This window comes from Phycisphaeraceae bacterium, assembly GCA_020851465.1.
In the GTDB taxonomy this organism is placed as follows: Bacteria; Planctomycetota; Phycisphaerae; order Phycisphaerales; family Phycisphaeraceae; genus JADZCR01.
This window is the reverse complement of record JADZCR010000001.1, coordinates 236,183-259,540: the sequence shown is the minus strand read 5'-3', so window position 1 is coordinate 259,540 and position 23,358 is coordinate 236,183. Positions and strand designations below refer to the sequence as shown.

23 protein-coding genes and 1 tRNA gene are annotated in these 23,358 nt (G+C 57.0%); 11 read left to right on the top strand and 13 right to left on the bottom strand.

From position 1 onward, the window contains the following. Positions 1-27: 27 nt before the first annotated feature. The 4 genes from trxA to IT444_00990 all read left to right on the top strand — a co-directional run bounded on the left by trxA (position 28) and on the right by IT444_00990 (position 4,437). Positions 28-360, top strand: coding sequence for a thioredoxin (trxA, locus tag IT444_01005; GenBank protein MCC7191332.1), 333 nt, complete (start codon positions 28-30; stop codon positions 358-360). A gap of 184 nt (positions 361-544) precedes the next feature. Continuing rightward, positions 545-1,762 (top strand): insulinase family protein, encoded by a 1,218-nt coding sequence (locus tag IT444_01000; protein MCC7191331.1) that lies wholly within the window; start codon positions 545-547, stop codon positions 1,760-1,762. A 152-nt stretch (positions 1,763-1,914) separates the two neighbouring features. Beyond that, a complete protein-coding gene (gene ribB, locus IT444_00995) occupies positions 1,915-3,111 on the top strand; it encodes a 3,4-dihydroxy-2-butanone-4-phosphate synthase (GenBank protein MCC7191330.1) in 1,197 nt (398 codons plus the stop codon). A 102-nt stretch (positions 3,112-3,213) separates the two neighbouring features. Further along, entirely contained in the window at positions 3,214-4,437 is a 1,224-nt protein-coding gene (locus tag IT444_00990; GenBank protein ID MCC7191329.1) for a YkgJ family cysteine cluster protein, read from the top strand. A 33-nt stretch (positions 4,438-4,470) separates the two neighbouring features. On the opposite strand, the gene IT444_00985 is transcribed toward IT444_00990, so the two are convergent. The 6 genes from IT444_00985 to IT444_00960 all read right to left on the bottom strand — a co-directional run bounded on the left by IT444_00985 (position 4,471) and on the right by IT444_00960 (position 9,830). Next, the gene (locus tag IT444_00985) at positions 4,471-5,226 is read right to left on the bottom strand and encodes a glucose 1-dehydrogenase (protein ID MCC7191328.1); all 756 of its coding nucleotides are present in this window, start codon (positions 5,224-5,226) and stop codon (positions 4,471-4,473) included. 75 nt (positions 5,227-5,301) lie between these two features. Then, positions 5,302-5,484 (bottom strand): PLDc N-terminal domain-containing protein, encoded by a 183-nt coding sequence (locus tag IT444_00980; GenBank protein ID MCC7191327.1) that lies wholly within the window; start codon positions 5,482-5,484, stop codon positions 5,302-5,304. Positions 5,485-5,548: 64 nt separating this feature from the next. Continuing rightward, entirely contained in the window at positions 5,549-6,586 is a 1,038-nt protein-coding gene (locus IT444_00975; protein ID MCC7191326.1) for an NAD(P)-dependent alcohol dehydrogenase, read from the bottom strand. Between the two features lie 88 nt (positions 6,587-6,674). Then, entirely contained in the window at positions 6,675-7,856 is a 1,182-nt protein-coding gene (locus IT444_00970) for a redoxin domain-containing protein (GenBank protein MCC7191325.1), read from the bottom strand. Positions 7,857-7,865: 9 nt separating this feature from the next. Continuing rightward, the gene (gene mtnA / locus IT444_00965) at positions 7,866-8,912 is read right to left on the bottom strand and encodes an S-methyl-5-thioribose-1-phosphate isomerase (GenBank protein ID MCC7191324.1); all 1,047 of its coding nucleotides are present in this window, start codon (positions 8,910-8,912) and stop codon (positions 7,866-7,868) included. Positions 8,913-8,972: 60 nt separating this feature from the next. Beyond that, complete coding sequence (locus tag IT444_00960) at positions 8,973-9,830, bottom strand: CPBP family intramembrane metalloprotease (GenBank protein ID MCC7191323.1); 858 nt, start codon at positions 9,828-9,830, stop codon at positions 8,973-8,975. A 178-nt stretch (positions 9,831-10,008) separates the two neighbouring features. On the opposite strand from IT444_00960, the gene IT444_00955 reads away from it, so the two are divergent. Beyond that, the gene (locus tag IT444_00955; GenBank protein MCC7191322.1) at positions 10,009-13,704 is read left to right on the top strand and encodes an SWIM zinc finger family protein; all 3,696 of its coding nucleotides are present in this window, start codon (positions 10,009-10,011) and stop codon (positions 13,702-13,704) included. 95 nt (positions 13,705-13,799) lie between these two features. Then, complete coding sequence (locus IT444_00950; GenBank protein ID MCC7191321.1) at positions 13,800-13,985, top strand: hypothetical protein; 186 nt, start codon at positions 13,800-13,802, stop codon at positions 13,983-13,985. A gap of 15 nt (positions 13,986-14,000) precedes the next feature. On the opposite strand, the gene IT444_00945 is transcribed toward IT444_00950, so the two are convergent. Then, positions 14,001-14,150, bottom strand: coding sequence for a hypothetical protein (locus IT444_00945; GenBank protein MCC7191320.1), 150 nt, complete (start codon positions 14,148-14,150; stop codon positions 14,001-14,003). 13 nt (positions 14,151-14,163) lie between these two features. On the opposite strand from IT444_00945, the gene IT444_00940 reads away from it, so the two are divergent. Next, positions 14,164-14,703, top strand: coding sequence for a TlpA family protein disulfide reductase (locus tag IT444_00940; GenBank protein MCC7191319.1), 540 nt, complete (start codon positions 14,164-14,166; stop codon positions 14,701-14,703). Here the strand turns inward: IT444_00940 and IT444_00935 are convergent, their stop codons facing one another. Continuing rightward, positions 14,704-15,372 (bottom strand): superoxide dismutase family protein, encoded by a 669-nt coding sequence (locus tag IT444_00935; GenBank protein MCC7191318.1) that lies wholly within the window; start codon positions 15,370-15,372, stop codon positions 14,704-14,706. Between the two features lie 163 nt (positions 15,373-15,535). Next, positions 15,536-16,435 carry a metallophosphoesterase gene (locus IT444_00930; protein MCC7191317.1) on the bottom strand — a complete coding sequence of 300 codons (900 nt, stop codon included), beginning with the start codon at positions 16,433-16,435 and terminating at the stop codon, positions 15,536-15,538. A 164-nt stretch (positions 16,436-16,599) separates the two neighbouring features. Between IT444_00930 and IT444_00925 the strand changes: the two genes are divergently transcribed. The 3 genes from IT444_00925 to IT444_00915 are packed head-to-tail and all read left to right on the top strand — an operon-like array spanning position 16,600 to position 18,495. Further along, positions 16,600-17,217, top strand: a complete 618-nt coding sequence (locus tag IT444_00925; protein ID MCC7191316.1) for a sigma-70 family RNA polymerase sigma factor — start codon at positions 16,600-16,602, stop codon at positions 17,215-17,217. 49 nt (positions 17,218-17,266) lie between these two features. Then, a complete protein-coding gene (locus IT444_00920) occupies positions 17,267-17,731 on the top strand; it encodes a hypothetical protein (protein MCC7191315.1) in 465 nt (154 codons plus the stop codon). Positions 17,732-17,790: 59 nt separating this feature from the next. Further along, the gene (locus IT444_00915; GenBank protein ID MCC7191314.1) at positions 17,791-18,495 is read left to right on the top strand and encodes a hypothetical protein; all 705 of its coding nucleotides are present in this window, start codon (positions 17,791-17,793) and stop codon (positions 18,493-18,495) included. A gap of 94 nt (positions 18,496-18,589) precedes the next feature. On the opposite strand, the gene xylB is transcribed toward IT444_00915, so the two are convergent. The 4 genes from xylB to IT444_00895 all read right to left on the bottom strand — a co-directional run bounded on the left by xylB (position 18,590) and on the right by IT444_00895 (position 22,925). Continuing rightward, positions 18,590-20,116 carry a xylulokinase gene (gene xylB / locus IT444_00910; protein MCC7191313.1) on the bottom strand — a complete coding sequence of 509 codons (1,527 nt, stop codon included), beginning with the start codon at positions 20,114-20,116 and terminating at the stop codon, positions 18,590-18,592. A 253-nt stretch (positions 20,117-20,369) separates the two neighbouring features. Further along, positions 20,370-21,566, bottom strand: a complete 1,197-nt coding sequence (locus tag IT444_00905) for a TIM barrel protein (GenBank protein MCC7191312.1) — start codon at positions 21,564-21,566, stop codon at positions 20,370-20,372. Positions 21,567-21,748: 182 nt separating this feature from the next. Next, positions 21,749-22,243 (bottom strand): crossover junction endodeoxyribonuclease RuvC, encoded by a 495-nt coding sequence (locus tag IT444_00900; GenBank protein ID MCC7191311.1) that lies wholly within the window; start codon positions 22,241-22,243, stop codon positions 21,749-21,751. Positions 22,244-22,292: 49 nt separating this feature from the next. Continuing rightward, positions 22,293-22,925 carry an HNH endonuclease gene (locus IT444_00895; protein MCC7191310.1) on the bottom strand — a complete coding sequence of 211 codons (633 nt, stop codon included), beginning with the start codon at positions 22,923-22,925 and terminating at the stop codon, positions 22,293-22,295. Between the two features lie 317 nt (positions 22,926-23,242). Between IT444_00895 and IT444_00890 the strand changes: the two genes are divergently transcribed. Continuing rightward, positions 23,243-23,325 (top strand) — tRNA-Tyr (locus IT444_00890). Positions 23,326-23,358: the final 33 nt, after the last annotated feature.

Here is a 23,358-nt window from a genome sequence, read left to right as displayed (position 1 = left end):
TGGAATCAATAGAAACAGGAGCCGATCATGGCTGGTGAAGGCGTATTGGAACTGACAGACAGCAACTTTGAGCAGGAAGTCCTCAACAGCGATAAGCCCGTCCTCGTGGACTTTTGGGCGGAGTGGTGCCAGCCCTGCCGCATGCTTGCGCCAACCATTGATGAGCTTGCCAAGGAATTCACCGGCAAGGTCAAGGTTGGCAAGGTTGATACCGACCACAACCGCAACGTATCGATGAAGTTCGACGTTACCGCGATTCCGACTGTCATTCTGTTCAAGAATGGTCAGATTGTGCGTAAGTTTATTGGCCTGAATCCCAAGAAAATGTTTGCGGAAGAGCTCCAGAAGATTTCGGGCTGATTACCGACAGGCGTTAATCGGTAGTTATTTACCCATGAAAAGGACGGCCCGTGCGGCTGTCCTTTTTTATGCGTTCAACAATCAACGACAACCGTAGAATGCTCCATCGTGTGAACGTGACAGGCGAAATAACGGCGCATGAAAGTTACGTCGAGTGTTCGGATTTGACCGGCGAAAAACAACAATGCTTAACTTCCACCACCGCAAGCTTTCTAACGGCCTGACCGTGATCGCCGAGACAAACTCAGCGGCACATACCTCTGCGGTCGGTTTCTTCGTCAAAGCCGGCACGCGCGATGAAGAGAAGCCGCTCATGGGGGTATCGCACTTTCTTGAGCACATGATGTTCAAAGGCTCTGCACGGCGGACTGCGGATGACGTTAACCGCGAGTTTGATGAAATCGGAGCCAACTACAACGCCTACACCTCACAGGAAACCACTGTTTATTACGCGCAGGTGCTGCCCGAGTTTCTCCCACGCGCGATCGATCTTCTGGGTGATATGCTTCGGCCCGCGCTGCGATCCGAAGATTTTCTCATGGAAAAAAACGTCATTCTCGAAGAGATCGGGATGTATGAAGATCGTCCGCAGTGGCGGCTTCAAGATACGCTGATGGAGACGCACTTCGGTGAGCATCCGCTTGCCTATCGGGTGCTGGGAACCTCGGATTCGATCAAAGCGCTGACGCGCGATCAGATGGAGCGTTATTTCCAGACGCGGTACAGCCCGGACAACATCGTGGTGGCGGCTGCGGGCAAGGTCGATTTTGAGAAATTCGTGGACGACGTTTCGAAAGTTGCAGGGAGCTGGACCCCAACCGGAGCAAAGAGATCCTATTCGGATCCCTGCTGCGACACGCACATCAAGGTCATCGCAGATACAAAGGTGAAGCGACAGTACCTCGCGATGATTTGTCCGGGACCCAGCGCGCAAGATTTGCGTCGCTATGCCGCGAAGGTGCTCTCCGACGTAGTCGGCGATAGCGAAGGATCGCGGCTGTATTGGGCATTAGTTGATCCGGGGTTGGCGGACGAGGCGGATTTTTATTTCGGACCGCAGGACTGCTGCGGCATTTATCTGGCGTCGGCGACCTGTGATCCCGAACGGGTTGAGCAGGTCGAGAAAATCCTGCTGGAAACGATTGATAACTATGTGAATTCGATTGATTCCGCGGAGATCGAGCGCGCTAAAAACAAACTGGCCACGCAGGCCACCCTCGAAGGTGAAAATCCTGCCGGCCGGATGCGAGGGCTGGGCAGCCAGTGGACTTATCTGGGTGAGTATTTGCCGTTGGCGGAGGAACTCCAGCGGATCAAAGCGGTAAGCGAAGCAGACATCAAGGCACTGATCGCCGATTGGCCGTTCAAACCTCGGACGGTCGTAAGGCTGGGGCCGAAATAGAAAAATTACGGCGAATCAAAATCGCCGTAACTTTCACGTCGGTGATTTAGCACAATTTTCGAGTTTTCGTCAGGATACGTTGTCCACTGAGATCAGGGTGAGTTGCATGTGGATGACATGGAGAAGCGTCTCGTTCCGTATGATGAGAGTTGATGCATTCGATCCCCGAAATCCTCGCCGACCTCCGTGCTGGCAAAATGATCGTCCTGGCGGATGATGAACAGCGTGAAAACGAGGGCGACCTTGTCTGTGCCGCCGAGTTTGCCACACCTCAGGTGATCAATTTCATGATCCGTGAAGGTCGAGGGGTGTTGTGTCTGTCGCTCACCGGCCAGGTATGTGATCGTCTGGAACTAACGCCGCAGTCTTCCGTCAACACCACCCAGCGAGGCACCGCGTTTACCGTCACCATTGACGCCCACGAACGATTCGGCCTGACCACGGGCGTCAGTGCTGCCGACCGCGCCGCGACCATTCGTGTTGCCATTGATCCACAGACGCGACCGAATGATCTTGCTCGTCCCGGACACATTCAGCCGCTCCGTGCCCGTGATGGAGGGGTACTCGTGCGTCCCGGCCAGACCGAAGGGAGTGTTGATCTGTGCAAGTTGGCTGGACTCAAGCCCGCCGCAGTCATCATTGAAGTGATGAATGAGGACGGCTCCATGTCGCGGCTGCCGGACCTCCAGGAGCTCTGCCGGAGACACAATCTCAAAATCTGTTCCGTGGCGGATGTCATCGAGTACCGCATGCGGCGGGAGAAGCTGATTCATCGCATCGACAGCGTGCCCTTTACCTGTGAGCACGGACAATTCACGTTGCACGCCTATCGCAGCGTGGTTGATCCGTTTCCGCATGTTGCTTTGACATGCGGTGATGTGGGACAGCTTGATGGTGCGGGGTTGCCGCTGGAAATCACGCAGCCCGTCCTTGTGCGTATGCACAGTCAGAATCTGCTTGGGGATGTCTTTGGTGACATTCAGCAGCCGTCTGCGCGGACTCTCCGCGCATCACTTCGGATGATCCAGAATGCGGGTTCCGGAGCGCTGGTGTATTTGAGACATGAGGGCATGGGCCGCGGGTTGCTCAAACGGCTACAGACTTTGCATCTCTCCGCCGAGCAAGAGGAGCGGGCTGGCGGCCCGGAGCGCGTCCGTGTTGGCCGGTCGCAGGATGAGCCGGGGATCAAGCCGCCATCAAATAAAAGCGATTATGGAATCGGCTCACAGATTCTCCGCGACCTGGGGATTCGTCGGATGAGGTTGATAACCAACCACCCATTCCATCTGGCATCGTTGGAAGGATTTGGTTTGGAGATTTGCGAGTTTGTCAAAGTAGAGGAAGCGTAAATTAGCCGTCAGGGCGTACTCTCAGCAAGAGTATTATTCACTGCAAAGTTGCGTCGATGTTCATGCCTCTATGGATTGCCCTGTGTCTAAAATCTCCATCCAATGAAGCTTCGCGTTCTGGCGACCGAACGGTTTTCGTGTCATTCCTGCGGTAACTGCTGCCGGGGATGGCATGTTGAGCTACTACCAGCCGACCTCGAAAAAATACGTGCAATGTCCTGGCCGGCGAATGATGCGTTACACGGTGCGGACGTACTCGATCAATTTGCAGGCAAGACGGTGCTCGCCCATCGTGTAAGCGGGGCGTGTGTATTCCTCGATGAAGCCACCAATCGCTGCCGAATTCATGAAAAGTTCGGCGAATCCGCCAAACCGCTGGGATGTCGGCTGTTTCCGTTTCACATCACGCCAACATTCCGCAATGAAGCATCCGTCACGACACGGTTTTACTGCCCCAGCGTGAGAAAAAATCGCGGCATATCCCTGGAGGAGCGACGCGGTGAATTGGAACGCTACGCACGAGAACTCAATTTGCCGCAGGAGGGATTCGACGAGAAGACACGCAGCTATCTACACAGGGAGCAAATCGAAGCGATTACAGAATTTGCCGGCATGTTGCTCGGCGCCTTTGAACGTGACGACCAGCGCGCAATCTTTCTATTTCTTCTGGCTGGCTGGCTACCGAGTTTGAAAGTCAACGAACTGGATCGCGCCGTACTGGGTAACGCTTTTCCGATGTTGAAAGAACGGGTCGAATTACTGTCGTCCGGCGCAGCACGGCGGCTTGGCGCGGGAGGACATCTCGCATTCCGCGCATTATTGGCGATGACCTTGCGACGAGATGAAGACATTATGAAGGGACACGCTTCTCGATTGAGTCGAGCGATTGGAACGACCAAAGTAATCCTTGGACGCGGCAGCTTGCGTGATCTGGGCGCAGGTCACCGCGAGGGAAAGTTGGTAAAAGCTCGCCTTTTTCGTGACGAAATCAGACTTACCGATTCTGCCGTGATGTTGCTGCACTGGCGCATGGTCCGTGCGAAGCTCGGTTCGATGCAGTTCATGGGCCCAGCGAATGGCGGCCGCGACTTCCTCGCGGGCCTGCGCTCGCTGGCACTGCTTTATCCGCTTGTTGTTGCCGTCGCCAAATACAGCGCGGGTAATCGCGGCAGTAGCGAAGTCAACGAAGACGACGTGGATTACGCGGTGATGGCGATCGAACACAGTTACGGCAAACTGCCGATTCTGAATCAGCCGCTGGCGAAGTTTCTGGAAACCAGGTTGATGGAGCCGGAGTCCTTTGTGCGACTAGTGCGAACCGTCTAATTTCGATTGATGAGCCGGCTACGGGTTCGTGTATTACGTCGCCAAAAATCCGCCATCAATCGGCAGCGTCACGCCGTGAATCATGTCCGCATGTTCACTGAGCAGATACGCCACCGCATGGGCGACATCTTTGGGATAAGCAAACCTGCCGAGCGGGATCTTTGCAAGCATCGGACCGGATTTCTGAGGATCACCCCAGGCCATTTCACCCATCGGCGTGAGAGTCACGGTCGGATTCACGCAGTTCACACGGATCTGGTGCTTTCCCAGTTCCAGAGCCATCACGGCGCTGAGCATGTCGAGCGCGCCTTTGCTCGCGCAGTAAGCGGCATGGTCAGCCAACGCGGCCTTGGAGGCTTGGCTGGAAAGATTCACGATTGCGCAGGTTCGCGACTTGGCTTTGCCTGATTCGATGACATGTTTGGCGTAGGCTTGCGCAAAGATCATGGCTGCGCGAACATTCACCGCCATCGTCTTGTCGAAGGCATCCGGCGTTGTCTCAAGAAAGGCTTGCGGCAGGGAGATCCCCGCATTATTCACGAGCAGATCCACGCCACCAGCCCTGCCGACCGCCTTTGCGGCTGCCGATTTTGTCTGTGATGCATCGGCGAGATCGGCCTGGATCACCTCGCAACCGCACTCTTTTCTAAGCGAGTCAAGATCGTCCTGCGTGCGGCTGACCGCGACTACCTTCCCGCCGCACTTAGTGAGAAACTGCGTGATCTCGCGTCCGATGCCTTTACCTGCCCCGGTGACGATGATGGTTTTGCCTGAGAAGTTAATGTCCATAAAACTATTATCACCGATTACCGCAGGGTACGGTTTGATGCGACCTTACACGTACCCATCAGGGCAAGCGTGTTATCAAGCTCCCGTGCGCCGCCCGATCAGCAAATACAGGACGGCACCCAACAGCGGCAGAAGCAGTATCACGAGGATCCAAATAAGTCTTTTGGCCGGATCGCCTCCGCTGGTGATAAGGAGATAGATGCAATAAATGTCGAGAATCAGGACGGCTAGCGCGCCAATACCGTATCCAAATGGCATAAAAACCTCTGTGAAATCGCATGCGGTCGGCGCACCAAGCCCGGAACCGCATGCGTCGGTTGATCTACAGCTCGATCTGCGCCTTCACAGCATCTGCCGGCATGTGGCAGGCGAAGTCAAACGCCTTCACGCTCTCATCAAAGCGAAAACGATTCGTGATCAGCGGCTTGAGATTGATTTTTCCGCTACCCATGAGTGCCAGTGCTCGCGGATAGACATGGGCGTATCGGAAGATGGTTTCGATCCTTGCTTCCTTTACTTGAGCGGCAACCACGTCGAGCGCGACCGGCTCGCCGGGCATGCCGATGAAAACAACCTTTCCGCCCGGCGCCAGCGGATCGAAGACGCCGCTGGCTGCTTTGGCGTTGCCGCTGGCTTCAAACACGATATCTGCACCCCAGCCGTCGGTAGCTTCTCGCAGAATCTGCGTGAGATTCTGTGACTTGACGTTGACCGGGATCACCGCGCCTGGCACCAGTGATTGCGCCAGCGCGAGCTTGGGTTGTTGCACATCAGCGATGTAAATGCGGCTGCATCCTGCCGCAAGAGCCGCCAGAGTCGTCACCATGCCGATAGGCCCCGCGCCGATCACCACGGCGATATCGCCGGGCTTAATCTGCGCTTTATTAGCCGCGTGCATGCCGACCGCCAGCGGTTCGACCATTGCGCCCTCGGCAAAGCTGACGTTGTCCGGCAATTTGAAGGTGAAATCCGCGGGATGAACAACCGACGGCCGGAGAACGCCATGCACCGGCGGCGTCGCCCAGAATCGTACCGCAGGGTCGAGGTTGTACATGCCCAGCCGCGATGCTTTTGATGCGGGATCGGGAATACCCGGCTCCATGCAGACACGATCGCCTTCCTTGAGGTGTTTCACATCATGGCCGACCTCTGTGATCGTGCCCGCGGCTTCATGTCCCAGGATCATCGGCTCTCGTACAACAAACGGGCCGATTCGACCGTGCTGGTAGTAGTGGACATCGCTGCCGCAGATGCCGACGGTGTGAATCTTGATCCTCACGTCGCGCGGGCCGAGCGGCTCAGCAAGTCGTATGTCACGCAGTGTGAGTTTTTTCGTTTCTTCGAGGACGAGAGCTTCCATATCTAATCTTTCACAAGACTAAATTGAGTGAGGCTGCAACACTCGGCACGGTAACGGTAGAGCAGGATGGACGGTAAAAACTGGCGGACTACTTTTCTTCCAGTGCTTTTTTGGCCTCCTTCGCCCATTCCGTGTCCGGATACGTTTCGATGACTTTTTTGTAGGTTTCTATCGCCAGGTCTTCACGCTTCGCGCTGCGGTAGCCGGCTGCTTCACTGAGCATGGCCTTGGCGTCCTGTTCCATCTCAAGCTGTTTCAGGTCGGCCATGAATTTTTCATCAGCCTCATATTTTTTGACCTGTTCAGCAGCGGCTTTGCTTGCAGCGGTGCCAGCGTAAATCTTGACGATTTGTTTGTAAGCGCGATATGCCTGTGGATGTTTTTCAGTTTCGCGGTATCGGTCTGCCGCGGCGAGACGCTGATTCGCATAGTCTTCTCGCTTGTCTGCTGCGGAGGTCTTAGACGCGGGTTGGCTGGATGGTGCCTTGGTCAGTGAAGCCCGCATCGCCTCGAGCGATTTTTTCCCTCCCGCATAGGCGTCGAGGTAGGTAGCCAGCGACCACTGGTCATCCTGCTTTTTCGAGTCAAAAAAAGGCAGGATTTTTCTGGAAAGAGCCTGCACCGCAGGATCATCCCAGACCGGCTGCTGGATCGTGCCCAGCAACGCCAGCGGCTGGCGGTAGTCCTGTTTTTCCTTATTTGCATCAAGCAGACGATGGATTTCCTTGAGTTGCCGGACGCTCAACTCAATCCACATTTTTCGGTCGAGTTGCGGCGGCGTCTTTTTCAGGGCGGCTTCAACATTGCCTGTCAGCGCGGACGTGTGGCCGTGCCAGACGACTTCACCCTTGGGCGAAAGGACGAACGAATATGGCGGCGGCTTGATGATGCCCCATTGACTTATGACCGGACTCTGAAATCCGCGGGTATCAGAGATCTGTGGCCAGGTGAATTTCTTCTCTCGCCGCACTGCGTTGCAGTTCTTTACGTCTCGATCAATGTTGTAGCCGACAAAATAAACTCCCTGTCGTATCAACGCTTCATATTGAGGGACGAAGTTCTCTGCTTGATGGTCGGTGTAGTCGTCCGTGCTGTCCCAGAAGTTGATGACGACAACATAACCCTTGAGAGTTTCGGGTGAAATCGTCTTGTCGTCGAGGGATTTGAACTCGAACTTCGGCGTGTCGCCAACCTCATAAGCCAGGGCAGGTAAAGCAACGCCCAGGACAAACACAATGACAGCGACGTAATAGAGCAGGATGCGATTCACAAGAGTAGTTTAACCGCGCAAGGTTAAAACTCGCGCAACATTTTGAGTGTTTACCGGTTGAATCAATCCGCGATCGGTAATCAAGGCGGTGATCAGTTCGCTGGGCGTCACGTCAAATGCCGGGCTGAACGTCTTGATTCCAATCGGTGCTGTGCGTTTGCCAAAGCCTTCCGTAATTTCCTCAGCGGCGCGTTCTTCGATCGGGATGTGGCTGCCGTCGGGAGTGGCAAGATCAAAAGTGGAAGTCGGGGCTGCGACGTAAAACGGGATGCTGTGGTGATGGGCGAGGACGGCCAGATTATAGGTGCCGATTTTGTTGGCAGCATCACCGTTAGCAGCTATGCGGTCCGCTCCCGTGATAACCATCTGAATCCGTCCATTTCGCATCGTGTGTGCCGCCATGTCATCGCAGATGAGGGTCACGTCGATGTCTGCGGCCTGTAACTCAAATGCGGTGAGTCGGGCACCCTGGAGCAGAGGTCGGGTCTCGTCGGCAAAGACGGCAAAAGGTATTCCCGCCTGCTTTGCCAGATACATCGGCGCGGTGGCGGTGCCGATGCCCGCTGTCGCCAGCGCACCCGCATTGCAGTGAGTGAGAACTCCAGGAACGGCTGATGCGTTTTTCAAGCGACCGGATAGTTCTTTGATGAGCGGCAGGCCATACCCTCCAATGCGCTTGCACATCTCGACGTCTTCATGGTGAATCAGCTTTGCTTCTGCGAGGAGAGATTCTGGCGTGGTACCCGGTTGTGCTGCGGCACGCTTCATGCGATCTACGGCCCAGAAGAGATTGACGGCCGTCGGCCGTGAGGCGGCAAGGTGATCGGCAGCGGAAACGAGGTTTCCATGTTGAGAACCGATGACGCAGCCATACGCCGCCGCGACACCAATAGCCGGCGCACCGCGGACGCTGAGACGCTTGATCGCATCCCACACGCTTTGCACGTCATGGCAATCCAGATAAGTCACTTCCGTCGGCAGCCGTGTCTGGTCCAGCAGTCGCAGAAAACCGGAGCGGGCGTCACCGATCCATTCAAGAGTTTTGAGAGCAAGCATGGCAGACATGGTAGCGAGATGAGTGCTCCGGGCTGCCGCAAATACATCCGGTCGATGAAATCACGATGACAGGTGCTGTATCTGCGTCGCGACGATTAGGTTCAAGGCATTAAATCCCATGTGCGCTACGATTCCGGTCAGCAGACTTCCTGTCCGTTCATAGGCCCACCCAAACGTGACTCCCAAAATAAAAAGTGCCGGCAGCGCATGCCAGGTAACCTGTCCAAAATGAAGCAGCGAAAACACCAGAGCAGCGGTTAGTACCGCTGGCCACCGCCTTCCGCCAAAGAGTCCCACAAGAACCGACTGAAAGAGTCCGCGAAACAGGGCTTCCTCAAAAATCGGTGCCAGTACCGCTGCTGAAAGCGTCAGGAGCACAACTGTGGTTGTTGAAGACGAGTCGCCGATCAGCCGCAACATTTCATGATTGATCGTCGGCGCGGGTTGGTTGAAGAGCCGGCCAATCACCTGCATTGAAAATTGTGACAGGCCAACGAGCGGCAATACGGCGATCATCGCAACGAGACCGTAACGTATGTCGCGCAGCGGGCGACGGGGCAGAAGCCCCAATTCGTGAAAGCCGTCGGGCAGGGCGGCGGCTCGGCTTATCAACCAAGGCAGAATGATGCCCTGTGAACAAAACTGGATCACAATCATCTGACGTACTCGATCATCCGACGAGAGGGTTGAGGTCTCAGCCCCGGCCAGGAGGTGCGGCGCAAACCATTGCAATAGTCCCTGCGCGAGATAGATACCAACAAAAACAAGCAACAGTCCGATGAACAGATCGATCAGTCCGAGCCTCGTCTGTCGCCGCGGAGAATGATCAAAGGCGTGTGGCGAAAGGACGCCATTGACCCGCATGAGGGTCAATGACGTCAGAGCAAGCAGACAGAGGACGATCAGCTCGCGGGACATGAGGGCATGGTAACGGTGCAAATGGATCAGGGGTGAACCGCGACAGCAACGGCTGGATTATTTGCATGTGAAGGCCAGCAGTATGGCGGCACACGATGTTATTTCTGCTTAGAGATTGCCTCAAAAAGCAAACACGCTAAGCTAAGTAATTCGGCCTATTGCATGCGCGGAGTGCGGGATGTCGTTAATCAAGATCTGGGCACCTCATTTTCAAAGCGGCATTCGTATGCGAGGCCGCGCATATCAGGCGGAGGGTCGCGTCAAGCGGATGCCTCCTCAAGAGGGTGAGTTGATCCGCGCCGAGGTCCGAGGAAAACAGACCTATACCGTGGTGATTCGTGGAGAGGGGTCCACAGCTACAGCCGAGTGTAATTGTGCGTTCTTTGCTGGCGGGTCGTACTGCAAACATATTTGGGCGACGATTCTTGACGCGAATTACAACCCGCTGGAGGCTGCGGTCTCCGAACAACGCACGCTGGCCAATGAGGAAGACCAGCCAAGCCTGCGTGTGCCCAAGGCGCGTAAACGCGACGGCGGAGCCAAGACAAGCTCGGCCAGCGAACCGGAATGGGTTGGGCGTCTCAGCCTGCTTCGCATGCCGGTTTCCGGTGCATCCCAGGGCGTGATTCCAGCACCGCCGACGATCATGCACTCACAGGTCTGCTATTCACTCAGTAGCGAGCTTTCCTCTCGCTATAACGGGCTTGTCGTCCTGCTGCGACAACGTGACCCAACTCAGACCGGCTGGAGCCGCCTTAAACGACTCAAAATCACTGGCGGCAGTGTTGAGGAAATACAGGATTCAACGGATCGCGAACTCTGCGCGCTGGTTTGGGGGGCTACACCGATTGAGTCCGAAGACATCCGCGTAAACTTCGGCAACGAATCAATGCGCGATGCCTTCCGCTTGCCTCGCGGCGCAGGTCGAGCATTGCTCAAGCGCATGGTCGATACCGGTCGGTGTTTTCTCGACGGCGATTTGAGCGAACCGGAGCCTCTCCGCTGGGGGGGCGATGAGCCGTGGGTGCTTTGGATGATCGGCATTGAAGGAGTGAACGAGCTGGTCGTCACAACCGAGCTGCGAAGGACCGGCCCCGCGGGCGAGGAGCGGTCGAGCATTGAAGACCCGGACCTGATCGTCAGTGGTGCTGACGGCGTTGTGATCTACGATGGCCAAGTCGCGCCTTTTGACGACCGTGGTGCTGCACGCTGGGCGGGGCAATTCCGTGATGATTACCGACATGGCGGCCGCTCTGCGCCGATCCGCGTCCCCGCCGCCGACGTGCCGCGATTTCTCGATCGTCTCTACCGCCTGACAAACCTGCCGGAAATTGAGCTGCCCGATGGTGTCGGTCGTCGCGAACAGCATGTCGCCCCCATTCCACATCTGGAAATATTTGGTCCTGATGCGCATGCCGCCGCCTTGGGTGGCGGGACGCCGCGGAGTCAACTGGTGGCGAGGTTGTCATTCGCATACGAGGACTCACGTGTCCGACCGGGACTGCCGGGACGATACGTGCCGCAGCGCGAACATGGCGATGCCGCTGAAACTGATGACATCTTGGCGACCGAAGAGCTTGGTTCGGAAGAAGGTATTACAACAGAGCCGTCTGATCAGTCCGATGACTCCATCGGCGAAGAAACGAAACGAGACGACCTCAATGATCCCGGTGCCGATCTGGATGATGGCGGCGAAGACTCTGGTGATGAGGGCTTAGACGACTCTTTCCCGATCCCTCGCTCACCGGCGCAGCGCGTGCTGATCCGGCGCGATCCGGCACGAGAAAACGAAGCGGTGACGATTCTTGCCGGGCTGGGGTTTCGCCATCATCCGAATAACGGCTTCGACACCATGCTGCTTCCCGCCAGGCAGATGGTGTCGGTGGTTTCCGAGTTGCTGCGGAAAGGCTGGGTGGTGTCGGCGGATCAGCGCGTGATTCGTTACGCCGCGCCGCCACGCATCTCTATCACCAGCGGCGTCGATTGGTTCGAGATGCACGGCAGCGTGAAATTCGACACCGCAAACGGTGAACAGATCGTCGGCTTGCCTGAAGTTCTTGCGGCCATGCGATCCGGGAAAAAAATGATCACGCTCGGCGATGGCAGCGAGGGCCTGCTCCCCGAAGAGTGGCTGGAGCAGCAGGGCCTGCTTGCCGCCATCGGTAAAGTCGAAGGCGATCACATCCGGTTTAAGAAGACGCAGGCAGCACTGCTCGACACGCTACTGGGCGAAAAAGATTTCATCGAGGCGGATGAAAAGTTCCAGGAAGCTCGCCGCAAGCTCCGTCAGTTTTCCGGCATCCAGCCGATTGAACCCGCGGCCACCTTCAAAGGAACGCTTCGTCCCTACCAGTGCGAAGGGCTTGGCTGGCTGGCGTTTCTCCGCTGGTTCGGCATGGGAGGCGTGCTGGCTGACGACATGGGGCTTGGGAAAACGATCCAGGTACTGGCGATGCTCGACGCCCGGTATGGCGAGCGAGCGACAGCGCGGAAGGGCCGGACTTCCGCTGCTAACAGCACGTCGTCGGAACACGGAGCAGCGGACCCGGGACAGCACAAGCCATCGCTGATTATCGTTCCTCGATCTGTGGTCTTTAACTGGATTGACGAAGCGCAACATTTCGCCCCCAACCTCCGGGTGCAGGCATACACAGGCACGGAGCGCAACACATTGCGTGAGGCGTTTGTTGATCACGATGTGATCGTCACGAGTTACGGCCTCATGCGCCGCGACATCAACGAGCTGCGCAAACATGCGTTTGATTACGTCGTCCTCGACGAGGCTCAGGCGATTAAGAATCCGACATCACAATCCGCCAAGGCAGCAAGGCTTCTTGAGGCCAACCATCGTCTGGCGCTGACCGGCACGCCGGTTGAAAATCATCTGGGCGATCTGTGGTCAATCTTTGAGTTTCTCAACCCCGGCATGCTCGGCAGCAACACAAAGTTCGGCCTGCTGGTGCGCGGTGAACCGGAAGAAAAAGTCGAGATTGAATCACCCGCCAAGTCTGCCGCGCCTGTTGCTCAGTCGGCTGCGGGCGATCCGCGCATCACAATGGACCCCAAAGCCGCTGCGCAGATCGCCAGAGCGCTTCGGCCGTTTATCCTCCGTCGCACCAAAAAGCAGGTGCTCAGCGAACTGCCCGAAAAGACGGAGCAGACGATCGTCTGTCAACTCGAGCCGGAACAGAAAAAGCTTTACGAGCAACTGCGCCAGCACTACCGGGGTACGCTGCTTAACAAACTTGAAAGCGGAATGACCGCTTCACTGGGCGGCTCGACCATGATGGTGCTTGAGGCGTTGCTGCGCCTGCGCCAGGCTGCGTGTCATCCGGGCCTCATCGATCCGAAACGAGCTGATGAACCGAGTGCCAAGCTCGAGGTGTTGCTTGATCGTCTCGCGGACATCATCGAAGAAGGGCACAAGGCGCTGGTGTTCAGCCAGTTTACAAGCATGCTTGCGCTGGTACGCCGCCGTCTCGACGAGCGAAAAATTGTTTACGAGTATCTCGACGGCCAGACTCGCCACCGCAAGAAACATGTGCAGCGATTCCAGACCGATCCTGCCTGCCCGCTCTTCCTCATCAGTCTCAAGGCTGGCGGCCTGGGGCTGAACCTCACCGCTGCGGAGTATGTCTTTATCCTCGATCCGTGGTGGAACCCTGCGGTGGAGGCTCAGGCGATCGATCGCATTCACCGCATCGGACAGACGCGACACGTCTTTGCGTATCGCCTGATCTGTGAAGACACGGTTGAGCAGCGCATCGCGCAACTTCAGGAAAAGAAAAAGAAACTTGCGGATGCGATCGTCGGCGGACAGGAGAGCCTGCTCAGCAGCCTCACCCGCGCGGACCTCGAACAACTGCTGAGTTAGTCTATCCAGCAATTACCTGTTGACACGACCGCGACCACCAGTCTTCAATCATCGCGGCCTTATCTCCGGCTCCACAAAAAACCGTAGGTTGCAGCATGGACCGCTCGCCGGGGCACTCAAAGGGATTTGGTTTTGTGGAGATGATGAACGACACGGAAGGCAAAAAGGCGATCACGGCACTCAATGGTCAGGACTTCAGCGGTCGCTCGCTGACGGTTAATAAAGCGCGTCCGCGCACATCGAATGGCCCCGGTGGCGTCGGATACCGTGGCAATCGGTGAGTCCTTTCGGATCTTTCAGCAAAACAGGAACAAGCCATGGTTCTCCATCGGGCGGAGGGCACTTGTTGAAATCACCGTCTTCTCAGCATCACGCTGACGTTTTGCAGAGAAGCGGGTTGGTTCTGGTTTACTCTCGATATTCGTGACTATGATGCGGTCATCCACGAAGGGATTCCGTATGCGAAGTACTCCAGCTTTTCTTCTCTGTATTGTTTTCGTTTTTCTTACTGGCTGCTATCGGGGCGAGAGTGGGGCCGGGGCACCAGCCTCATCCGGATCACTTCCCGGCCTTGCGCTGGGAGAAAAGCCGACATTTTCCTTCACCACGGTTGAAGGCCGGACGATCACTCCGACGACGTATGCAGGAAAAGTTGTGATGCTTGATTTCTGGGCGACCTGGTGCGGTCCGTGTATGGCTGAACTACCCGCCATGAAGCAGCTTTACTCCGATTACAAAGGTCAAGGTGTCGAATTCGTCAGCATCAGCCTGGACAATGACCGTAACGACATGCTTCGCGTCGTCAAGAGTAAAGAGCTTTCCTGGCCGCAGGTGTTTGAGGGCAACTCTTCGCCCCACGCGAAGCGATGGGGAGTCAGCTACATTCCGCTTACCGTCGTTCTGTCGCGCGAGGGCAAGGTCATGTGGATCGGTCACCCCGGCGAAGTCGAACCTATCCTGAAGCGTGCCGTGGCGTCTGCCTCAGCCGCGGCGAGTTAATCACTTGGCAGGCTCTGGTGCGGTGCTCTTGGCGATACCGATCACGCCGCAAGCGATGCGGCCCCCCGCGTCACCCGTGGGTTGTGTTTTGAGGTCGTCCGCCTTGGCGTGAACGATCACCGCTCGGCCGACGATCGGCGCTTTGGTGCCTGCAATGGTGATGTTGTCCACGGTCACATTGAGTCGTGCAACGCCATTTTCGTCCGCCTTGATATTTCCCAGATCACCCGCGTGACGGTTTGAAGCATCGGGGGCGCCGTGCTTGTGGCCTTCGGGGTTGTAGTGCGAGCCGGCACTGGTGGCATCAGGAGCGGAGCAATCGCCGTACTCGTGAATATGAAAACCGTGCTCGGAGTTGGGATTCAGTCCTTCGATTTGCGCGGTGACAACGACCTTGTCACCCGATTGTGAAAAACGAACCCAGCCATGCGCCTTGTTGTCTTTGGTAGGGTGCAGTACGCAGACAGCATCGGTCACGGACGCCCACATGTTTTGATGCGCCATGTCGGCAGACATGCCGTGTTCATGGTCGTGGCCGGTGACGGCTTGCACGGTGGATTGCACCCGCTCAAGAGCGTTGGCTTTTTCCTCTGAGCGCGTTTCATACGAGGCGATCAGTAATACAGCGCCGGCAATCAGACCCCAGACGATGACGTTTACACGGTTCACGAAAGCCTCACTTTCTATCTATGGGTGGTTAACGCTGTTTGCCCCGACAGAGGGGCAACCCCGTCACATCGTAGCGCGCCGCAACCGGAAAACGAGCAGTTGGCCACGGATTTAATCGGGGATCATCAACCCTCGCCCGTCGGTGCTGTGATCCGGTCAGGTATTACACGGTTACCCCAGCAAGCGGGGTCATTACTTCAAGCAGATTATCCAGAGTGTATCGCTTCGACAGATCTACAGGTACGACCTGGGCGTGATTGTGATCGCAGGCGAGGACCAGCATTGATGTGCCCTGAACCTGATAGCCCATGTCGGTGGGCTGATGACCGAGGACAAAGAGGCGGACATTCCAAACCTTGGCGAGATGGTCCGCCAAATCCTGCGGATGATGTCGTCCCCAGACCATGTCATACGCCGAGCCGCCGCTATGCAGGTCAGCATCGGTCAGTTCACGATCAATCACCTGAGGATCAAATTTTTCCAGCTTCCGGGCACCGGGGAGGCTGTGGCTGACGAAGAGGCCGTTCTCGCATTTAACCGCGAGATTCAGGCTCCGCACCCAGCGGTTTACACCTGCTCGGATTTTTTCCGCAGCATCGGCATAGATGAAATCAATTCCCGCATTAAACGCATCACACACGTTGATGCCGTCTTTGCTGATGCTCGAGCCGACGATTTGGGAAAGTTCATGATTGGCGAGCAACACATGAACCTGATTGGGATACTTGAGCTTGAGCTCCGCCACACGCGCCAGCGTCCGCACGGAGAGGTCGCGGCCATTGATCAGGTGCGGACCATGGATAATTTCATGCAGGATGAGATGGTGGTCGGGACTTTCGTGGAGTGCGGCAAGTTTGATGATGCGCTGGAGGTTCCGGCCATTGTCGTGCAGATCGCCGGTAATGAGCACTCGCCCCTTCCGTGGCAGGTGGACGGTCGATCCCTTGCGGTAGGTACAGTCGAGGTTGGCAGCCGCCGCTCTGGAAAAAAGGAACGAAACCACGGTGGCGCTTTGCAGGTCGGCGCCGGTATGGTCAGTCATGGCGTTGGAGGGAGAATCCATCAGGTCATTATGGGACGCGAAGCCCTGTTTGGCGACGTGACGGCCGGGATATTTTGCCGCCAAAAGGCGGAATCAGCCTGTTTTCGAGGCATTTGCACTCTATGTCGGGTCGTTTCGGCTGGCAGGCAATAACCCTTAACCCGTCTTCGTTTATCCTTTGTCTCATGGCCGACGCGGCATCGCCACCACCATTGGATGTGACGCTTGCGCAGGCGGCTGGAGGCGACAGTGCGGCTTGGCGTGTCTTGGTTGAGGGTTATTCCAAGCGGGTCTTCGCGCTCGTGGTCAAGCAATGCGGCGATCGCGAGCTGGCGGAAGAAATCACCCAGGCCACGTTTGTGAAGCTGGTCGGACAGTTGGGTAAGTACAGCGAGCGTGGACGGTTTGAGCCTTGGCTTTTCCGCATCGCCATGAATCAGCTCCGCGACGAGATGCGGCGTCGCAAGCGGCAGGCGCGTCCGATGGACATGACGGGCGCAGCGGGTGACGAGGATCGACCATGGGCTGCGGTGGAAGGCGAACTCGTGAATGGCGCAAGCTCGCGCGGCGAGAGCGAAGAGCCGTATGAGTCCGTCAGCCGTGCGGAGCAGATTGATCGGCTGAAAGCAGCGATCGCGATGCTCAGCGAGGATGACCGGGAGATTCTGAATCTCCGCCACACCGCCGGCTTGAGTTTTGCGGAGATCGCCCAGGCGCTTGAGGAACCGCTGGGCACAGTGCTCGCCAGAGGACATCGAGCTTTAGGGAAGCTGAGAAAACTGCTGGAAGAAGACGAATCATGAGAGACGACCCGGCTACGCGACAGATGAAAAACAGTTGATAGAGGTGAGTATGACAAACCGAAACGAAAAACCTATCGACGCCCAGCTTGAATCGCTTCTTGACGAAGTGTTGGCGATTGAGACGGTGGATGTACCCGCCGGACTGGCGGATCGTATTTGCGCAGCCACACAAAGCGCGGTAGAAGCTCGCGGTCGCGGCGTGCTGGCGCGCATCGGGCCGTCACGGTTGATGGCGGTCGCGGCGATTATCCTGCTCATTACCGGCGCAGCCCTCTGGCTGCGTCTTGCCCCGGACAACGGGAAGGCTGCGTCTGGAGATATTGAAATCGCCCGCGTCAAAGCTGCACTTCAGGATCTCACCGCGTATGCCGGTCCGAGCGAACCCGTCGATCACGAGTTGGCCGAGCTGGCGATCCGCGTCGATCATGCGCACCGCAGCGATGCGGATATCAACGACCCCTTTGAGAATCTGGACGAAATTGCCACAACCTCGTTTTCCAACCCCCTGTTTTGATTTGAGAAGTCAGCGCTGCGGTTGATCGCGCAGCGCGGCTCGGACATGAAGGACGCGCTATGAAAAAAATTACGGAGCGATTCTCAACCTGGTCGAGTGTTCTGGTGCTCGCAGCTGTTGTCGGCACGCCATGTACGAAACTCCTGGCCGACCCGCCGCCTGGTCCGCCCGAATCGGAACAACAGATCGACAAGGCGGGCGCCGACCGGCCAAGCCGTTGGGATGAGGAAACATTGCGCAAACGATTTAACCCGGAGAATCGACCGGGGCCGTTGATGCGGATGCTGACCGACGAGCAGTTTGAAGAAATCATCACCATTTTGAATGACGTGAGTCCGCAGCGTGCCGAGGAACTCAAAAAAATCCGCGAAGCCAATCCTGAGAAGGCGGCGGAGCTTGTCCGGGAAAACATGGGTCGTCTCGGAGAGTTGGCGTTTCTTAAGCGGCGCGCCCCGGAAATCTACAAGGTTCGTGTGGCAGACTACCGCCTGAATCGCGAGAGCGAAAACTTGGCGCGGGAATATCGTGATGCTGTCGAAGCCAAGGACGAAGCGAAAGCCAAAGATCTGCACGACCAACTCCTCGCCAAGCTCAAGGAGCAGTTCAAAGTCCGCCAGCAGATGCGCCAACTGGAAGTGGCACGGCTTGAGAAGCAGCTTGCTGACACCAAGGCCAAGCTAGAGGCCACCGCCGCGGCGGAAGACTCGCTCATTCAGGATCGTCTGAATGATCTGACCAGCAAGGGCACCAAGCCGGAGTGGTGAAAATCACCGGCATTCTTGATGAGGTGATTCTCCGGGAAATCCACAGCGCAAACGACACCATGCTGCGGGGTGCATGGAACGGCGCGCCGATTTGTTACAACTTTGCGATCTGATCAAACTCCTCGACCAGTGCTGCATATAACCGCTGATACTGTGCGTGCCCTTGTTCATACTGTTTCGCAGCTTTGGCGTTTGGTTTAAGTTTTTCGGTCTCTCGTATCGACGCATTGCACGCTTCGGGAACGCTTTTCCAAATACCGGTGCCGACGCCCGCGAGCAGGGCGACGCCGTAGGCCGGTCCTTCCTGTGCGTTGATCGTTGCGACCTGCTTGTTGTAGATGTTCGCCTGGAGCTGACGCCAGAAACGGCTGCGTGCGCCGCCGCCGCTGAGTCGCACGGTATTGATGCGGATCCCCATACCCTCCATGATCCGAAGCGCATCAGCCATGCCGTAGGTCACGCCCTCCAGCAAGCTGCGAATCATCGACGCGCGGTTATGGCGTGCCGTCAGGCCGATCCATCCGCCGCGTGCGTTGGGATTCGGATAGGGGCATCGCTCGCCGGTGAGATAGGGCAGGAAAAACAGTCCTTCACTTCCCGGCGCAGCCTTGGATGCTTCGTCAACGAGTAATTCGTAAGGATCAACGCCTTTGCTCGCCGCAGCTTGACGTTCCGCCAAAGCCAGGTGGTTTCGGAACCACTGAAAGCTGCCGCCTGCGGAGAGCATGCAGCCGAAGACGCACCATCTGCCCTCGACAGCACTGCACATGGTGTGGACTCGACCTAACGGGTCGTAAGTGGGTTTATCTGCATGAGCAAACATCACGCCGCTGGTACCCAGCGTCGCGCTGACGATTCCGCTGTTCACGATGCCGTTACCCACCGCGCCTGCCGGTTGGTCACCGCTGCCTCCGACGACCGGTGTGCCCTCCGCCAGCCCCATCAACGCTGCCGCCGTTCGGTTCAATTCACCCGACACAACATGTGACTCGAAACATTTTGGCAGCAGCGCGCGGTCGATCTTCAACATCGAAATCAGCTTGTCGTTCCATGCGCGTTTCTTGACATCCAGCAACAGCGTGCCCGACGCATCGCCTACCTCGGTCGCATATTCACCAGTCATGCAATACCGGATGTAATCCTTGGGGAGAAGGATGTGTTTCGTCTTGGCGTAAACCTTTGGCTCATGCCGCCGCACCCAGAGAATCTTGGGTGCGGTAAACCCCGTCAGCGCGGGATTGCCTACCATGTTAATCAGCTTTCCTCTGCCGCCGGCGATTTTTTCGATTTCCGCGCACTCCGCCGCGGTTCGCTGGTCGTTCCAGAGCAGCGCGTGGCGGAGAGGTGTGTGGCCGTCACCCAAAAAAACTGATCCGTGCATCTGTCCCGACAGGCCGATCGCGGTGATCTGGTTTCCCTTGACCTTTGCCTTGCGGAGCACGTCGCGTGTCGCCTTGCAGGTCGCCTCCCACCACTGGAGCGGATTCTGCTCCGACCATCCGGGCTTTGGTGAATAGATGTCGTGTTCTGCCACCGCGGTCGCGAGGACTTTGCCCCGGTAGTCGCAGATGAGTGTCTTGGTCCCCGACGTACCGATATCAATGCCGAGCAGATAGGACATGAAAAGCTCTCCGTGAATCCGGGGAAGACAGCTCCGCCCCACACAAAGCAGCAAGCATCTTCCAATTCATTTGCGTCTCAATATCGAAAACCATTGCAATTGTGATCTCAATACGGATCGCGTCCGATCCGCCATGCGATCATCCATGCGGCGAATACATCGTTCCGCGATGGTCCGTCAACGGTGCGATCGTCACTGTGTTCTGACAACTTCGCCGGGTCTGAACACGGAAACCGATTCAATAAAAATTATCTCAGAACGTCTTGACCGAGCTTTGCTTTTGCCCGGACGCTTCACGGGCCGCTTTGCGCTCTTTCCCCAGTTTGGCGATGATCCCGCTGTTCCGCAGTTCCTCCAGCGGATCCGCAGCAACCTTCTTGCTCTTGCGCCACTCGGCGACCATGGGGCGGACATCCGTTTCGTATGCGTCACGGAGCGTGCGCTCCGCTTTGACGATATCACCCTTGGCTTGTGTGGCTGCGAGTGTTTTGCGATCGACAATCGCTGCTTTGGCGTAGAGATCCTGCGCCATCATGACCGTCTGTACCATCGCTTCAAGCTTGGGTTTGAGGTTGTGGCACTGGTCCACCATGTACGCGAGCTTTGGATCTTTGCCCGTATCGAAAATGTACGCCTCGATCTGATCAAAGATGCGGAAGACCGCGTAGGGATCAATCGAGCTGATGGTCAGGTCGTCGTCAGCATACTTGCGATCATTGAAGTGGAATCCGCCGAGCATCTGCTCATCGAGCAGCGTGGCGACGATGTGCTCGATGTTGCAACCCTGCAGGTGGTGACCGGTGTCCACGAGCACCCTGGCGCGTTTACCTGAGTGCTTGGCGAGCAGGTATGCGGTACCCCAGTCCTGGATGTCCGTGTGATAAAAGCTCGGCTCGAACGGCTTGTATTCCACGAGCATCGTCATGTTCGCAGGCATCGCGTCGTGAATCTTCTGATAGGCGTTAATCAAGTCGTGCCAGCGGCGACGGATGCTGTCCTGGCCGGGGTAGTTCGTGCCGTCAGCGATCCACATCGACAGCAGCGTCGAGCCGACCGCCTTACCGATCTCGATCGACTCCATCGTGTGTTCCAGTGCCATCTCCCGGGCAGCCTTTACAGGTGAACAAAACGATCCGAGCTTGTATTGCTGATCCTGAAAGACGTTGGGATTGATGGCCCCGATCTTGACGCCGTGCTTGGCGGCGATCTTCGCAGTCTGGTTCGGGTCAGTACCCGGCGCAAAGTCCCAGAGTACATGTACCGCGACAGTCGGACAGGCGCCGGTGAGTTTGTGTACCAGGCCGGCATCGTGCAGCTTTTGTTCGAGAGTCGAAGCAGCCGCGTCCTGAAAAAACTTACCGAATCGCGTACCCGTATCGGCAAAGCCCCAGGAAGGGAGTTCAATTTTGAAATTGTCCAGAGCTTTGGAAACCTGTGCTTGACGATCCATGTTTTCTCCAAGCGTGCTAAAGGGGTGAAAAGTTCATTATCGCATGCCGATCCCTCCAAGCGGGGCGACCTGCGCGCTCGACAACCGTTTATCTTGCCCGCAATCGTGGCTGTCTGTCCAGCCGTGAACTACAGCGAAAGCCGGAAAATCATCATTTACGGCGAATGAAGAGTTCTGTCGTTTTAGAGCCGTCCCATTGCAATCCGTCGGGCGTGACAGAGCGCGATGGCGATGGCGTCGGCGACATCGGGCGGGTTCGGAAGCTCTTTTAGGCGGCACTGACTCATCACCGCACGCTGGACCTGCTCTTTAGAAGCGTGACCGTGGCCGGTGACCGCCTTTTTCACTTCCGTGGACGGCAGGTGCTCCAGGGGCACGCCGCGCTGTTGTGCGCAGAGCAGGATGACTCCGCGAGCGTGGGCCATAAGGATGGCTGTGCGCGGGTGAGCATAATGGGCATAAAGTTTTTCAACCGCGAGCTGAGCCGGCTTGATCTCGTCAACGATTTCCCCCAGTTCACGGTGGAGTTGTTCGAGACGTTTTTCGATGGAGTCGCGCGGGTTGAGTTTGATATACCCGCCGTCAACGAGACGCGGCTCCATTGCGTCATCGGGTAACTCAACCGCGCCGTAGCCGGTGATGCGCAGACCGGGATCAATGCCGAGCACTCGGAGCATGAATGAGTTTTACTGGTGAAAGGAGTCTGTCGCCAGAATCCGCGACGCGCTACTTGAGCTCGACGGACCAGTAAGCGTTATCAAGGAACGCCCGCCAACTGGCGTATTTATCCGAACCCATCCGCAGGCTGATCACCGGATTTCGCCGCGGTTTAATCGGCTTGCGCACTAGTTTCATGTGGGCCTGTTCGGGTGTGCGGCCGCCTTTGCGGGCGTTGCAATGCACACAGGAGCAAACAAGGTTTTCCCAGGTGCTGATCCCGCCCTGACTGCGCGGCAGGATGTGGTCCAGACTCAACTCGCTGGTGGGAAAATGCCGTCCGCAATACTGACAAAGATTGCGATCGCGCGCGAAGATATTTCGCCGGTTCAGCTTTACATCCTGCTTGGGCAGCCGGTCGTAGCCGAACAGGCGGATCACTTTCGGCACCGCCAGATGCATGCGAACGGTACGCACCCACTCATATTCGTGTGAGGATTTGAATGTCGCCCGCGCCAGGCTTAGCTCGGTCCACGACTCGAAGTCGTGCGAGGTGTAGGCCCCGTCGTTGACGTGGATGACTTCCGCCAGGTCTCGCGCTAGAAGTGAGAATGCCCGGCGGGCGTCCGTGACACGGATAGCCATCCAGAGCTTGTTCAGCACCAGGACGTGAGCGTTCAGGCTGGAGGCTGCGGCATCCATCGATTCACCACCAATCCACGCTTGCCCGTCCCGGAGGCGATGCCTTCGGAGGGCAAGGGAGACAGCGACCGACCGCTGGACCGGTTTTCGAACTGGTCCACAAGCGACCAAGCCGGCAACCCTGCAGAACAAACAGGGAAAAATGTTAACGGGTGGCGGGCTGTGCTGCAAAAAATCAGCGGAAGTTGGTCAGGGGAATCATAGGCAGCACCGTCTTGAAGTCATCGCCGACGATGAATTCGACGTGTTAATCCGCGTGTTCATCGGAACCGTGAAGTTGATTTGAGATCGGGCCGAAGATACGCTTTGGGACTCGCGGGCGTGTACCGAAGCGGCCAAACGGGGCAGACTGTAAATCTGCTGACTTACGTCTTCGTTGGTTCAAATCCAACCGCGCCCATTCGCGCTGCGGAAGCCTTGGCGTCATTCCGGC